Genomic DNA, 13,550 nt, shown 5'->3' with positions numbered 1-13,550 from the left:
AGAGAGCTCCCTTCGGCGTTGGTTTCAGCTGCAGTATAAACGAAGTGTGCTGGCAAGCGGTTGACTCATTTGCCTGACTTTATTCCAAGTTTAAGTCATATCATTTTCTTTATTTTCAGCCTGTTAGCCAGTTTCCGATGGCGCCATTCGCGCTGAGCCGCTCCCAGAACCACATCAAAGCCTTGCCCTGATCCTCGGCATGCCTGGCTATATGGAGCGTTATCGGTTGGCGTGATTCCTGGACCTCTTTGATGATCAGTTTCCCTTCTTCCAGCTCTTTACTGATTCTTGCCCTCGGTAACCAACCCACGCCAAGACCGGCCACCTGAATGGCGATCTTCTGATCAATGTTGGCGACGGTCACGGTCCGTTGCCTGTGAAATATGCCGGCATGTCCCGGTGGTAATGAACGTGAAGTGTCTGCCGCCACGGCTGCGGGAAAACGGGAGATGTCTTCCTCGGAAAGCGGCGTGTCGGCATCAGCCAGGGGATGATCCGTGGCAACCGCAAAGACAAAGGGCATGTCTCCCAGCGGCTTTGTAGTGTAGTTTCCGGCAGGCTTGCTGAAATTATCGGCACCAATGATCAGGTCCACTCTTCGGCTTTGTAGCGCATCCCAGGTGCCGGCGAAAACCTCCTCCACGATTTGCACATCCACCGGCACGCCCAGCTCATAGAATTCCTGGATTGTCGGAAACAGGCATTCTGCTGGCAGCAGCGAGTTGAACCCGATTCGTAGACGCGTTTCCCAGCCTTGGGCGACCTGGCGGGTGGTGTGAGCCAGGTTTTCTGCCGCTTCCAGCAGGGTGCGGCCCTCCTCCAGAAGGTATCGGCCGGCCGACGTCAGTCGAGCGCGATGTCCGGTGCGGTCGTAGATGGCCACGTTCAGGTCTTCTTCCAGTTTCTGCACGGTGTAGCTGATGGCGGAGGGAACCCGGAACAGTTCGTTAGCGGCCCCGGCGAAACTGCCTTTGCGGTCAATGGCGTCAAGGACTTTGAGGGCGTCTATGGTGATGGCTGTATGCATGTTCGAATTATCTGAGGTTGTTGGCCAGAAATGCTTGTTTGAGAGCGTAGCAGGGTCCCCGGTATTCTGCCCGTATTGATTTCATCATGTTCAGGAATTTTAACGGGAGGGCTATATGGGCCTGCTGATTGATGGCAAATGGCACGACAAGTGGTATGACACCGACAAGACCGGTGGCAAATTTGAACGGGAGGCGGCCCGCTTCCGTAACTGGGTGACCGCCGACGGCTCGCCGGGGCCGGAAGGCGAGGGTGGCTTCAAGGCCGAGTCCGGTCGTTATCACCTGTATGTATCGATGGCCTGTCCCTGGGCACATCGCACATTGATCTTCCGAAAGCTCAAGGGGCTGGAAAAGCACATTTCAGTTTCCGTGGTGCACCCGGACATGGTGGAAAACGGCTGGGAGTTTCGGCCGGACAGCGAGCAGCATCGGGATCATCTGCATGACTTCCGCTTCATGCACCAGGTTTATACCAAGGCGGCCCCAGAGTATACCGGGCGGGTGACGGTGCCAACGCTGTGGGACAAAAAGAAGCAGACAATTGCGAGCAATGAATCCGCCGAGATTATCCGCATGTTTAATTCGGCGTTTGATGGTCTCGAAGATGTTCGCGCTGACTTGGATTTCTACCCCAGGGAGTTACAAGGGGAGATTGATGAGGTAAATACCCGGGTGTATGACACGGTTAACAATGGCGTTTACAAGGCGGGCTTTGCTACAGCGCAGGATAAATACGAGGAAGCCTACAACGCGTTGTTCGATTCCCTCGACTGGCTTGAAGAGCGATTGTCTGGAAAACGGTATCTCGTGGGTGGCCGTTTAACGGAGGCAGACTGGCGTCTGTTCACTACGTTGATCCGGTTCGATGCGGTGTATTACAGCCACTTCAAGTGTAACCGACAGCGTATCAGTGATTTCCCGGCGCTTTCTGCCTACGTTCGGGATCTCTACCAGGTGCCGGGTGTGGCGGAGACTGTCGATATCGATCAGATCAAACGCCATTACTATGTGAGCCAGAGAACCATCAACCCGACTCAGATCGTGCCGGTCGGGCCGAAACTGGACTTCGATTCACCTCACGGTCGTGAGTCGCTCAGCTAACCCTGGCAAGGGCGACTTCGGTCAGCAGTTCCATGGCCATTTTATGGCCGGAGTCGGGTAGGGATTGAAGGCAGGCCTTCGCCAGGTCTGCCTGCTCCCGGGCCTTGCTCAGGGTGTATTCGATGGCGCCTGAGCGCTCAACGATCTCGAGGATGCGTGGCAGATTGTCCAGGCCGCCCTTGCGAATCGCCTGGCGGATCAACTGCCGCTCATCCTCTGTTCCATGGGTCATGGCGTGGATCAGCGGCAAGGTCGTTTTGCCTTCCGCCAGATCGTCGCCAACGTTTTTGCCCATGGCTTCGGCGTCGCCCCGGTAATCCAGGACATCGTCGACTAGCTGGAACGCCAGGCCCAGGTACTTGCCGTAGTTTTTCAGGCTTAGTTCCTGCTCGTCACTGGCCTCGGCAAGCAACGCGCCGGTGTGAGAGGCGGCTTCGAACAGCATGGCGGTCTTGTTGTGGATGACCTTCATGTACTGCTCTTCGGTCAGATCCGGGTTTTTCACGTTCATTAGCTGCATGACCTCGCCTTCGGCGATTACCGCCGTGGCGTGGGACAATACGTCCATAATTCGCAGGCTTTTTAGCTCCACCATCATCTCGAACGCCCGGGCATAGAGGAAATCACCTACCAGTACACTTGGCGCGTTGCCCCAGCGGGCGTTGGCGGTGCTCCGGCCCCGGCGCATGTCCGAGGTGTCCACCACATCGTCGTGCAGCAGGGTGGCGGTGTGCAGGAATTCAATCACGGCGGCAAGTTTCAGATGATCGTCTTTATTGTAGCCGGCGGCCTGGCTGGAAAGCAGAACCAGTAATGGTCTCAGGCGCTTACCGCCGCTTTCGATGATGTACTGGGCTATTTTCTCTACCAGAGGAACATCGGAGGAAAGCCGCTGGATGATCAGGTCATTAACGCGGCTGAAGTCGTCGGCCACGGTGTCGTAAATGCGCTGGGCTGTCATGCGGCTTTTGGATCCCTTGCTGGTGTTATCGCCGTTGCGATCATTGATATTAAAGGCAGGTCGCGGCAATGCTAGGTATTGCCGAAGGTAGTGTCAACTTGGCTTGTGTTGCGGTGCGTCTTTTCGTACAATCACGCGCCCAACTCATCCCAACCTGCGCTCCCTGCTATAGGGTCGCCAGAGCGCCTCCCTTAGAACCAGGTGGATAAGAGCAGGGATGGGTCAATCGTGGAGAGCGAGTGAATGTACGCAGTTATTGTTAGCGGTGGTAAGCAGCACCGTGTAAAAGAAGGCGAAACCCTGAAGCTGGAAAAGCTGGAAGTTGAAACCGGTGGCAACGTTGAGTTTGATCGCGTTCTGCTGATCGCCGACGGTGACAAGGTTCAGGTAGGCGCGCCGGTAGTTGATGGTGCCAAAGTGACTGCAGAAGTGGTTAGCCACGGCCGTCACGACAAGGTCCAGATCATCAAGTTCCGTCGTCGCAAGCATCACATGAAGCGTCAGGGCCACCGTCAGTGGTTTACTGAAGTCAAGATCACAGGTATCAAGGGCTGAGGCTCTCGAATTACCCCTTAAATAAGGAGGCTGGTAATGGCTCATAAAAAGGCAGCAGGTAGTACCCGTAACGGTCGCGATTCCGAGTCGAAACGACTTGGTGTGAAGCGCTTTGGCGGCGAGACTGTATCTGCAGGCAGCATCATCATCCGTCAGCGTGGCACCCGTTTCCACGCTGGTAGCAATGTTGGCATTGGTAAGGACCACACCCTGTTTGCGAAAGCAGACGGCCAGGTGAAGTTCGAAACCAAAGGCCCGCAGAGCCGCAAGTTCGTGAGCATCGTTCCGGCTGCGTAAGCAGCGGCGATCCGGTTCTGTCGAACCTTGGGTGGCGCTGATATCCTGATATCATCAGGGAATCATAGCCATCCGGAGCCCCGCAAAGCTTCCTAGAGGCTGCGGGGCTTTTTAGTTTATGCGCATGGCGCAAAGGGTTGATTCATGAAATTCGTAGACGAAGCCACCATCATTGTGGAAGCCGGCAAGGGCGGTCACGGCTGTCTGAGCTTTCGACGTGAAAAATACGTTCCCAAGGGTGGCCCCGACGGTGGCGACGGGGGCGATGGTGGTTCCGTATATCTGGAAGCCGAGGAGTCGCTGAACACGCTGATCGACTATCGGTTCCAGCGTAAGCACAAGGCCCAGAATGGTGAGCCGGGCGCCGGTCGTAACTGCACTGGCAACAAGGGTCAGGATCTGGTTTTGCCGGTTCCCGTTGGTACCACGGTTGTTGATATGGATACCCATGAGGTCCTGGGGGATCTGACTCACGCCGGCCAGCGCCTTAAGGTGGCCCAGGGAGGGTTTCATGGTCTTGGCAACACCCGCTTCAAATCCTCAGTGAATCGCGCCCCCCGCCAGACTACCAAAGGCTCTGAGGGCGAGCTGCGTAACCTGAGGCTGGAGCTGAAAGTGCTGGCAGACGTGGGTTTGCTGGGCATGCCCAATGCCGGCAAGTCCACCTTTATCCGTTCGGTGTCGGCAGCCCGCCCGAAGGTTGCCGACTATCCGTTTACCACGCTGGTACCCAATCTTGGTGTGGTTAGCGTGCAGGCGCACCAGAGTTTCGTGATTGCCGATATTCCGGGTCTGATTGAAGGTGCCGCTGAAGGCGCTGGCCTGGGTATCCGCTTCCTGAAGCATCTCGTGCGCACCCGGCTACTGCTGCACCTTGTGGATGTGGCACCGTACGATGGCTCGTCGCCCGCCGATGCAGTTAGAGCAATCGAACATGAGCTTGAGAAGTTCAGCGAAACTCTGGCCAACCGTCCGAGATGGCTTGTGCTGAACAAGGTCGACATGGTGGCCGAAGAAGATCGCGATGCCCATTGTCAGGCCATTGTCGATGAGCTCGGATGGGAAGGGCCGGTTTTCTGGATCTCTGCGCTCAGTGGCGAGGGCACCAAGTCCCTGGCTCAGGCCGTTATGCGCTGGATCGAAGAGCAGGCTGAGGAAGAGGCCCAGAATCCGGAATTCGCGGAGCGGGAGGCCCAACGTCGCCGGCAGATGGACGACGAAGCTCGCGCCCGTATTGAAGCCGAGCGTCAGGCACGCCGCGCGGCCCGCGAAGAGGGCGATGACGACGACTTTGACGATGATGATTACGATGTCGAAGTGGTCTACGCCCCGGAGTAAACGAAGGACTGATACCAGAGAGATCGCTCAAGCATCATGACTGAACGTCTACAGCTGCGCCAGGCCCGTCGCCTGGTTATCAAGATCGGAAGCGCTTTGCTGACCAACGATGGCCGTGGCCTGGATGTGGCGGCCCTGGGTTTGTGGGTGGATCAGATCGCCGAGCTGATTGAAGACGGCGTCGAGGTGGTGGTTGTTTCCTCTGGTTCCGTCGCGGAAGGGATGAGTCGTCTGGGCTGGACGGTTCGGCCTGAGCAGCTTCATGAGCTTCAAGCCGCTGCAGCTGTTGGTCAGATGGGGCTGGTGCAGACGTGGGAAGCCCAGTTCAAGCGGCACGACATCCATACTGCGCAGATTTTGCTGACCCATGATGATCTGTCGGACCGTAAGCGATATCTGAACGGCCGAGGCACACTGCGGGCCTTGCTGAACTTTGGTGTGGTGCCAATCGTTAATGAAAACGACACCGTTGTTACCGATGAGATTCGGTTTGGCGACAACGACACCCTTGGGGCGCTGGTTGCCAATCTGATTGAGGCGGACGGTCTGATTATCCTGACCGACCAACTGGGTCTGTTTGACAAGGATCCGAGGAAGCATTCGGGCGCTCGCCTCGTGACGGAGCGGCGGGCTGAAGACCGCGAACTGGACGCCATGGCCGGTGGTGGCGCTGGAGTTCTTGGTCGTGGTGGCATGCAGACCAAGTTGCGGGCGGCACGGCTTGCGGCAAGGTCCGGGGCTTTTACTGTGATCGTCGGTGGCCGAATCGAGGGTGTGATTGGCCGGTTGAGGCAAGGCGATGTAATCGGCACCTTGTTGTTGCCGGAGCAGGGCCGGATTGCTGCCCGAAAGCAATGGCTCGCCAGTCATTTGCAGACCCGTGGCAGGCTGACCCTGGATGATGGTGCTGTGAAAGTGCTCTGTCTGGGAGGCCGCAGTCTTCTGCCGGTTGGGGTCAAGGGCGTGGCAGGGCAGTTCCGGCGTGGGGAGATGGTGTCTTGCTTCGATCAGAGTGGCCGTGAAGTTGCCCGGGGTCTGGTGAATTACGATGCCGATGAGGCCAGGGCCATTGCCGGCCGGTCCAGTGATCGGATTACCGAAATCCTTGGCTATATGTCAGGCGAGGAGATGATCCACCGGGACAATCTGGTGATTGTTTGATAATTGTTCGGCCATAAAAAAACCGGCCTACTGGCCGGTTTTTTTATGCCTGAATTGAGCTGATTAGGCGCTCTTCAGGGCCTTGATCTTGGCGCTCAGACGGCTCTTGCTACGAGCGACCTTGTTCTTCGCGAAGATGCCTTTGTTGACCATGCTGTCCAGAATCGGCTGAGCCTGCTGGAAAGCGGCCTGGGCTTCTTCGTAGTTGCCGGCTTCGATCTTGGATTGGATCTTTTTCACATAAGTACGAGCCATGGAACGCAGGCTTGCATTGTGCTTGCGGTTCTTCTCGTTCTGACGTGCGCGCTTCTTGGCTTGCGGGGAATTTGCCACCGTAAAACTCCTGAAAATCTCAAATTCGTTGCTGAATGATTCGTTACATCGCGGGCGCGCCAAAACCAGCGCGTCGAAATAAATGACGCGGAACTATGCCGCTCAAACCTTCAAATGTCAAGGCTAAAACCCATTTCATGCCCCGACACAGAAGGCCTGTGGTAAACTCGCGGCTCACTGAACGCGGGCTTGACCGGGAAGCAGGTAATTCCCGAAATGCCCGCGCCAAAAGGATGTCCAGAATGCCAGACAAGGGCCTGCATGTCGTCGGAACCTGAATCAAAACCCGAACAGAAACAATTGCCCAGGGCGCCGGGCCTGCTAAGGTCGTCGGGGGTTGTAGGTATTATGACCATGCTGTCCCGGGTGTTGGGCCTGGTTCGCGATATGGTCATCGCCCGATATTTCGGCGCAGGCGCCGGGGCGGATGCTTTTTTCGTTGCCTTCAAAATCCCGAATTTCCTGCGCCGGCTGTTTGCCGAGGGCGCCTTCTCCCAGGCCTTTGTGCCTGTGTTGTCATCCTACCGGGAGAATCAGTCACTATCGGACGTTCAGCGGTTGGTCAATGCGGTGGCGGGCTCCCTCGGGTTGGTGCTGTTGGGCGTGACCTTGGTGGCCATCCTCGGAGCGCCAGTGCTGACGGCGGTTTTTGCCCCCGGCTTTCTGGATGATGACGTAAAGTTCGCGCTTACGAGCGACATGTTGCGCATCACTTTCCCTTACTTGCTGCTGATATCCCTGACCGCCTTCGCCGGTGGCATTCTCAATAGCTACGATCGTTTTGCTGTGCCCGCGTTTACCCCGGTCCTTCTGAATCTGGCGATGATTGCAGCGGCCATCTGGCTGACGCCGTTGATGGAGGAGCCGGTGATGGCCCTGGCCTGGGGCGTGTTCATCGCCGGGGCCCTGCAGTTGTTTTTCCAGTTGCCATTTCTGATGCGGTTGGGCCTGCTGCCACGGCCTCGCGTGGATTATCGCCACGAAGGCGTCAGCCGGATTCTCAAGCTGATGGCACCCGCGCTGTTCGGGGTGTCGGTGAGCCAGATCAACTTGCTCCTTGATACGGTTCTGGCGTCCTTTCTCCAGACCGGCAGCGTATCCTGGCTGTACTATTCTGATCGTCTTTCAGAGCTGCCCCTCGGTGTGTTCGGCATAGCCATTGCCACGGTGATCCTGCCGAGCCTCTCCCGTAAACACGCAGCGGCGTCCGCGGACCAGTTCGCGGCCACCCTGGACTGGGCAGTCAGGGCGGTTCTGCTGATCGGTTTGCCGGCCGCCCTTGCGCTGGCGCTGCTGGCCGAGCCGCTGATTGCGACCCTGTTTCACTATGGGGCGGTAACAGACCGGGATGTTGCCATGTCGGCCCAGAGCTTGCGGGCCTATTCCGCAGGGCTGCTGGCGTTCATGCTGATCAAGGTTCTGGCACCGGGATTCTTTGCAAGAGAAGACACCAAAACACCGGTCAAGATCGGCATCATCGCCATGGTGGCGAATATGGTGTTCAACCTGATTCTGATCTTCCCGCTGGCTCATGCCGGCCTCGCGCTAGCCACGTCGCTTTCAGCCTGGCTAAACGGCTATCTTCTGTGGCGTGGTCTGCGCAAGGAAGGGGCCTGGCAGAGTCAGCCCGGCTGGCCCCGTTTCCTGTTGCAGCTGCTGTTTGCCAACGGTGCCCTGGCGGTCATCATTGTCTGGCTCAACGCCCCGGTGTCGGTCTGGCTGGCAAACGGCGGCTATGAGCGGGCAGCGGATATGGCGTTGCTGGTGGGGGCGGGCGTGGGCGTATACTTTGTTGCTCTGGCGCTGGCCGGGGTTCGGGTAAGACATTTCCGCCACAGGTAAGGTATAATCGCGCGTTTTCTCACCAGCGTTGCGGTAAAAGTGAGCGCTGAAAGCTAGCTGGCAATTGAAGGTTCGCATTGCATGCGTCTGATCCGGGGCCTGACCAACCTGAAAATGCTTTCCCGTCGGGACGACTCTCCGCTCGCTAACGGGTGTGTGGCCACCATTGGCAACTTCGATGGTGTGCATCTCGGGCATAAGACCATTATTGACCAGGTTAAAAGCAAGGCTGAAGAACTGGGTGTGCCCTCGGTAGTGATGATTTTCGAGCCTCAGCCCCGGGAGTTTTTTCAGGGCAAGGAAGCGCCACCAAGGCTCATGGGGTTTCGGCAGAAGTTCGAGGCCCTGTTGGCGGAAGGCATCGATATCGTGCTGTGCCTGCGCTTCAATCAGGCGTTTCGCAGCTATTCCGCCATGGGCTTTATAGACGATGTTCTGATTGGGGGGCTGGCTGTCCGCCACCTGGTGGTAGGCGATGATTTCCGGTTTGGCTGCGATCGGGCCGGAGACTTCGAGCTCCTTGAAAAGGTCGGCAGGCACACCGGGTTTACCGTTGAGAATACTCTTACGGTGACCGTAGACGGCGAGCGTGTGAGCAGTACCCGGGTCCGGGATTCGCTCACAGTGAACGGGCTGCAGAAGGCTGAAACACTTCTTGGTCACCCCTACCGGATTCGGGGCAGGGTCGTTTACGGCCGTCAACTGGGGCGCCAGATTGGCGCGCCAACCGCGAACATTCTGTTGCACAGAACACCGGCCCTGCGCGGAGTCTATGTGGTTGCGGCCACACTTGATGACGGCGCCCGGTTTGATGGCGTTGCCAATATCGGTGTACGCCCCACCGTTGACGGAAAGCGTCCCGCGCTGGAAGTGCACCTGTTTGACTTTGCTGGCACACTTTATGGCCAGCATCTGGAAGTGGTATTCCGCCACGGGCTGCGGGACGAGGAAAAGTTCGATTCGGTGGATGAGCTGAAAGAACAGATTGCCCGGGATTTTGATCATGCCCGAGCGTGGATTGACGAAAACGGTTCTGTGAAAAGCGCGGATTGAAACGCCCGGCTGCGCCCCAACGAATTAATGACCGACCAAAACTGACCAAGACCAAAAGAGTACGCACACAAACCATGAGCGACTACAAGCACACTCTGAATCTGCCGGAAACCGCCTTCCCCATGCGCGGGAACCTGGCCAAGCGCGAGCCGGAAATGCTCAAGCGCTGGCAGGATCTCGACGTCTACGGCAACCTGCGCAAGCAGCGTGAGGGGCGGGAGAAGTTCATCCTTCATGATGGCCCTCCCTACGCCAACGGCAGCATTCACATTGGTCACGCGGTCAACAAGATTCTCAAGGACATGATCGTCAAGTCCCGCAGCTTCATGGGCTACGACGCGCCCTACGTGCCGGGCTGGGACTGTCATGGTCTGCCCATTGAACACAAGGTGGAGCAGGAGATTGGCAAAGCCGGCGTGAAGGTGGACTACAAAACCTTCCGTCAGGCCTGTCGCGACTACGCCACCAAGCAGATTGCCGGTCAGAAAACCGATTTCATCCGCCTCGGCGTGATGGGGGAGTGGGACAAGCCCTACCTGACCATGGATCCTAAAGTTGAGGCGGGTATTGTTCGTGCCCTCGGCAAGATGGTCGCCAAGGGCCACCTCGTGCGTGGTTACAAGCCGGTTTACTGGAGTGTGGTGGGTCAGTCCGCACTGGCAGAAGCAGAGGTGGAATACCAGGACAAGACCTCTACCCAGATCGATGTGCGTTTTACCGCAGTTGATCAGGCAAAAGCCCTGTCGCTGTTCGGCGCCGATAATGGCAGCGGTGATGTGTCCGTGGTTATCTGGACCACCACGCCCTGGACCATTCCGGCCAACCAGGCGGTTTCGCTCAATGCCGACCTTGACTACGCATTGGTGCAGACCGATGTCGGCCAAGGGCCCGAGCGCCTGATTCTCGCCGCCGACATGGTGGAAGGTATCATGGCGCGCTGGCAAGTTGAGAGCTACGAAGTGCTGGCGACCTGCTCTGGCGCGGCCCTGGAAAACCTGGTTCTTCAACACCCGATCTACGACAAGCAGGTACCGGTGATTCTGGGCGATCATGTGTCCACTGACGCTGGTACCGGTGCTGTTCATACCGCGCCCGATCACGGTATGGAAGACTTTGAAGTGGGCAAGGCCTACAACATCGGCACCATCAACCTGGTTCAGGCGGATGGTACCTACACCTCGGCCGCCGGTGAGCTGGCCGGTGTGCACGTTTACAAGGCGGATGAGCCGGTTTGCAGTGCGCTCGAACGCGAGGGCAAGCTGGTTCGCTCCGAAAAGTTCCGCCACAGCTACCCCCACTGCTGGCGTACCAAGACCCCGCTGATCTACCGGGCAACCCCCCAGTGGTTTATCAGCATGGACAAGGAAAACCTGCGCGCTGACGCTTTGGAAGCCATCCAGGGTGTGCGCTGGGTGCCTGCCTGGGGTAAGAACCGTATCGAAGCCATGTTCAACCAGTCGCCGGACTGGTGCATCTCCCGTCAGCGAACCTGGGGCGTGCCCATCACCTTGTTTATCCATAAGGAAACTCAGGAGCTGCACCCGGACACCCAGAGTCTGATCGAGAAAGTGGCCCAGCAGATCGAGGAGGGCGGAATCGACGCCTGGTACGAGCTAGATGCTGCTTCCCTGTTAGGCAGTGATGCCGAGCAGTACGAGAAGGTAACCGATACTCTGGACGTCTGGTTTGACTCTGGCGTGACACACGAGTCGGTCCTGCGGGTTCGCGAGGAGCTGGGCCAGTTCCCGGCGGATATGTATCTGGAAGGCTCGGATCAGCACCGGGGCTGGTTCCAATCGTCCCTGAAAACCTCCATTGCTATGAATGGCGTGGCACCTTACAAGCAGGTTCTGACCCACGGCTTTACTGTCGATGGTAAGGGCCACAAGATGTCCAAATCCCTGGGCAACGTCATCGCGCCCCAGGAGGTCATGAACGAGCTGGGTGCCGACATCCTGCGCCTCTGGGTAGCGGCAACCGACTACAGCGGCGAAATGACCGTGTCCAAGGATATCCTGCGCCAGACCGCCGACGGTTACCGCCGGATCCGGAACACCTCCCGCTTCCTGCTCAGTAACCTGACCGGATTCGATCCGGAGCAGCACATGGTTGCGCCGGAAGACATGATCGCGCTGGATCGCTGGATGGTGGACCGTGCACTTCAATTGCAGGAAGAGTTGCATGAGGACTATGGCAACTACGCCTTCCTGCGGATCTATCAGAAGGTTTACAACTTCTGTGAAGCCACCCTGGGCGGCTTCTACCTGGATATCATCAAGGACCGGCAGTACACCACCCAGGCCGACAGTCTGGCGCGTCGTTCCTGTCAGACAGCTCTGTACCATGTGGCCGAAGCGCTCGTTCGCTGGATTGCCCCGATCCTCAGCTTCACCGCTGATGAAATCTGGCAGCATCTGCCGGGTAAGCGCGGCGATACCGTGTTCTATGAAACCTGGTACGAAGGCCTCACAGCACTGCCGGACAACGCCGAGCTTGGTCGCGACTACTGGCGCGAGATGTACAGTGTGAAAGAGGCCGTCAACAAGTGTCTGGAGGAAGCCAGGGCGCGGGGTGAAATCAAAGGCTCGCTCAGTGCCGAGGTGACCCTGTTCTGCGAAGGCGATCTGGCTGCCGACCTGAAGCACCTGGGCGAGGAGCTGCGGTTTGTTCTGATTACTTCCGAGGCCAGTGTCAAACCGGTTTCAGAAGCGGGCGATGCGGAAATGACATCCCATGAAGGTCTCCGCGTGAAGGTGACACCCGCCGCTCACGCCAAGTGCGAGCGCTGCTGGCACCACCGTGAAGACGTCGGCCGCAATGCCAAGTACGACGATCTGTGTGGTCGCTGTGTGACCAACGTGGAAGGGCCCGGCGAAGCCCGCGCCTACGCCTGATGGACGCGACCATGACAGAGCAGGTCACCGGGAGCAAACTGAAGTGGCTGTGGCTGGCGGTGCTGGTGATCGTTCTGGATCTCGGTACCAAGGCCATGGCCACCGCCATGCTGACCTATGGTGATCCTGTGCCGGTCATACCGATGTTCAACCTGACGCTGCTGCATAACACCGGAGCAGCGTTCAGCTTCCTGGCGGAAGCAGCCGGCTGGCAGCGCTGGTTCTTTGTAACCCTGGCCCTGGTGGTCAGCGTGGTACTGATCTACTGGTTGAAAAACCTCCAGCGCCATGAAACCTGGACGGCCGTTGCCATCGTACTCATACTCGGCGGTGCTCTGGGCAACGTCTATGATCGGGTGGTGCACGGCTACGTGGTTGATTTCCTGCACTTCTACTGGCAGGACTGGCACTTTCCCGCCTTTAACCTGGCCGACACCGCGATCACCATCGGTGCCGCCATGGTGATCCTTGATATGTTTCGCAAACCCGCCGATTCGGACGGGGATGCGCAAAGGAGTGAGTAACTCTTATGAATGAACTGCCTGTCGACAAGGGAACCCGGGTCAAACTGCACTTCGCCCTGAAGTTTCCTGATGGCGAAGTGATTGATTCGACGTTTGAGAAAGAACCGGCTTCCCTGGAAATCGGCGATGATAACCTGCCGGAAAACTTCGAGGCTTACCTGATGGGCATGAAGGCCGGCGACAGGGACAGTTTCCAGGTGCCACCCGAGAAAGCTTTTGGCCAGCACAACCCGAATAATGTGCAGACCTTCAAACGCCATGAGTTCAGTCCCGATATGGTGCTGGAGCCCGGCGTGATGATCTCTTTCGCCGACGCGCGCCAGAGTGAGTTGCCCGGTGTTGTCAGCCGAGTGGAAGGGGATGAAGTAGAGGTGGATTTTAATCACCCCTTGGCAGGGCGTAAACTGACATTTGAAGTAGAAATCATTGACGTGGAGCCGGCTGGCCCGGCCCACTAACCAGA

The 13,550-nt window shown here is 57.7% G+C and carries 13 protein-coding genes; 10 read left to right on the top strand and 3 right to left on the bottom strand.

Going from position 1 to position 13,550, the window contains the following annotated elements; all coding sequences use genetic code 11:
- Positions 1 to 115 precede the first annotated feature (115 nt).
- The gene (locus ABNF92_RS06780) at positions 116 to 1,027 is read right to left on the bottom strand and encodes a LysR family transcriptional regulator (RefSeq protein WP_349343791.1); all 912 of its coding nucleotides are present in this window, start codon (positions 1,025 to 1,027) and stop codon (positions 116 to 118) included.
- A gap of 115 nt (positions 1,028 to 1,142) precedes the next feature.
- Between ABNF92_RS06780 and ABNF92_RS06775 the strand changes: the two genes are divergently transcribed.
- Positions 1,143 to 2,129: a glutathione S-transferase family protein gene (locus ABNF92_RS06775; RefSeq protein ID WP_153634753.1), complete on the top strand. Its 987-nt coding sequence runs from the start codon at positions 1,143 to 1,145 to the stop codon at positions 2,127 to 2,129.
- Here ABNF92_RS06775 and ispB read toward each other — a convergent pair.
- Positions 2,122 to 3,090: an octaprenyl diphosphate synthase gene (gene ispB / locus ABNF92_RS06770; RefSeq protein ID WP_349343790.1), complete on the bottom strand. Its 969-nt coding sequence runs from the start codon at positions 3,088 to 3,090 to the stop codon at positions 2,122 to 2,124. The two genes, ABNF92_RS06775 and ispB, sit on opposite strands and share 8 nt — an antisense overlap.
- 243 nt (positions 3,091 to 3,333) lie before the next feature.
- Here ispB and rplU point away from each other — a divergent pair, with 243 nt between their 5' ends.
- The 4 genes from rplU (at position 3,334) to proB (ending at position 6,441) form a co-directional block, all read left to right on the top strand.
- Positions 3,334 to 3,645, top strand: a complete 312-nt coding sequence (gene rplU, locus ABNF92_RS06765; protein WP_008170744.1) for a 50S ribosomal protein L21 — start codon at positions 3,334 to 3,336, stop codon at positions 3,643 to 3,645.
- Between the two features lie 36 nt (positions 3,646 to 3,681).
- A complete protein-coding gene (gene rpmA, locus ABNF92_RS06760; protein ID WP_008170742.1) occupies positions 3,682 to 3,942 on the top strand; it encodes a 50S ribosomal protein L27 in 261 nt (86 codons plus the stop codon).
- Between the two features lie 144 nt (positions 3,943 to 4,086).
- Entirely contained in the window at positions 4,087 to 5,280 is a 1,194-nt protein-coding gene (gene cgtA / locus ABNF92_RS06755; protein ID WP_349343789.1) for an Obg family GTPase CgtA, read from the top strand.
- 36 nt (positions 5,281 to 5,316) lie between these two features.
- On the top strand, positions 5,317 to 6,441 hold the full coding sequence (proB, locus tag ABNF92_RS06750) for a glutamate 5-kinase (protein WP_291909394.1): 1,125 nt from the start codon (positions 5,317 to 5,319) through the stop codon (positions 6,439 to 6,441).
- A 63-nt stretch (positions 6,442 to 6,504) separates the two neighbouring features.
- On the opposite strand, the gene rpsT is transcribed toward proB, so the two are convergent.
- Positions 6,505 to 6,774 (bottom strand): 30S ribosomal protein S20, encoded by a 270-nt coding sequence (gene rpsT, locus ABNF92_RS06745; protein WP_008170735.1) that lies wholly within the window; start codon positions 6,772 to 6,774, stop codon positions 6,505 to 6,507.
- Between the two features lie 261 nt (positions 6,775 to 7,035).
- On the opposite strand from rpsT, the gene murJ reads away from it, so the two are divergent.
- The 5 genes from murJ to fkpB all read left to right on the top strand — a co-directional run bounded on the left by murJ (position 7,036) and on the right by fkpB (position 13,545).
- Positions 7,036 to 8,616 (top strand): murein biosynthesis integral membrane protein MurJ, encoded by a 1,581-nt coding sequence (gene murJ, locus ABNF92_RS06740; RefSeq protein WP_349343788.1) that lies wholly within the window; start codon positions 7,036 to 7,038, stop codon positions 8,614 to 8,616.
- Between the two features lie 81 nt (positions 8,617 to 8,697).
- Entirely contained in the window at positions 8,698 to 9,669 is a 972-nt protein-coding gene (ribF, locus tag ABNF92_RS06735; protein ID WP_349343787.1) for a bifunctional riboflavin kinase/FAD synthetase, read from the top strand.
- 74 nt (positions 9,670 to 9,743) lie between these two features.
- Entirely contained in the window at positions 9,744 to 12,563 is a 2,820-nt protein-coding gene (gene ileS, locus ABNF92_RS06730; RefSeq protein WP_349343786.1) for an isoleucine--tRNA ligase, read from the top strand.
- Positions 12,563 to 13,087: a signal peptidase II gene (gene lspA, locus ABNF92_RS06725; protein ID WP_349343785.1), complete on the top strand. Its 525-nt coding sequence runs from the start codon at positions 12,563 to 12,565 to the stop codon at positions 13,085 to 13,087. Before ileS ends, lspA begins: the two co-directional genes overlap by 1 nt.
- A 5-nt stretch (positions 13,088 to 13,092) precedes the next feature.
- Positions 13,093 to 13,545, top strand: a complete 453-nt coding sequence (fkpB, locus tag ABNF92_RS06720; protein WP_349343784.1) for an FKBP-type peptidyl-prolyl cis-trans isomerase — start codon at positions 13,093 to 13,095, stop codon at positions 13,543 to 13,545.
- Positions 13,546 to 13,550: the final 5 nt, after the last annotated feature.

This window comes from Marinobacter sp. MMG032 (assembly GCF_040112695.1).
GTDB lineage: Bacteria > Pseudomonadota > Gammaproteobacteria > Pseudomonadales > Oleiphilaceae > Marinobacter > Marinobacter salsuginis.
This window is presented reverse-complemented; position numbering and strand designations above follow the sequence as displayed.

Bases quoted from the DNA above. Each gene is read 5' to 3' on its own strand.
- proB (WP_291909394.1), top strand. From the start codon at position 5,317: ATGACTGAACGTCTACAGCTGCGCCAGGCCCGTCGCCTGGTTATCAAG.
- fkpB (WP_349343784.1), top strand. From the start codon at position 13,093: ATGAATGAACTGCCTGTCGACAAGGGAACCCGGGTCAAACTGCACTTC.
- rplU (WP_008170744.1), top strand. From the start codon at position 3,334: ATGTACGCAGTTATTGTTAGCGGTGGTAAGCAGCACCGTGTAAAAGAA.
- ABNF92_RS06780 (WP_349343791.1), bottom strand. From the start codon at position 1,027: ATGCATACAGCCATCACCATAGACGCCCTCAAAGTCCTTGACGCCATT.
- lspA (WP_349343785.1), top strand. From the start codon at position 12,563: ATGGACGCGACCATGACAGAGCAGGTCACCGGGAGCAAACTGAAGTGG.
- rpmA (WP_008170742.1), top strand. From the start codon at position 3,682: ATGGCTCATAAAAAGGCAGCAGGTAGTACCCGTAACGGTCGCGATTCC.
- ispB (WP_349343790.1), bottom strand. From the start codon at position 3,090: ATGACAGCCCAGCGCATTTACGACACCGTGGCCGACGACTTCAGCCGC.
- ribF (WP_349343787.1), top strand. From the start codon at position 8,698: ATGCGTCTGATCCGGGGCCTGACCAACCTGAAAATGCTTTCCCGTCGG.
- ABNF92_RS06775 (WP_153634753.1), top strand. From the start codon at position 1,143: ATGGGCCTGCTGATTGATGGCAAATGGCACGACAAGTGGTATGACACC.
- murJ (WP_349343788.1), top strand. From the start codon at position 7,036: ATGTCGTCGGAACCTGAATCAAAACCCGAACAGAAACAATTGCCCAGG.
- cgtA (WP_349343789.1), top strand. From the start codon at position 4,087: ATGAAATTCGTAGACGAAGCCACCATCATTGTGGAAGCCGGCAAGGGC.
- ileS (WP_349343786.1), top strand. From the start codon at position 9,744: ATGAGCGACTACAAGCACACTCTGAATCTGCCGGAAACCGCCTTCCCC.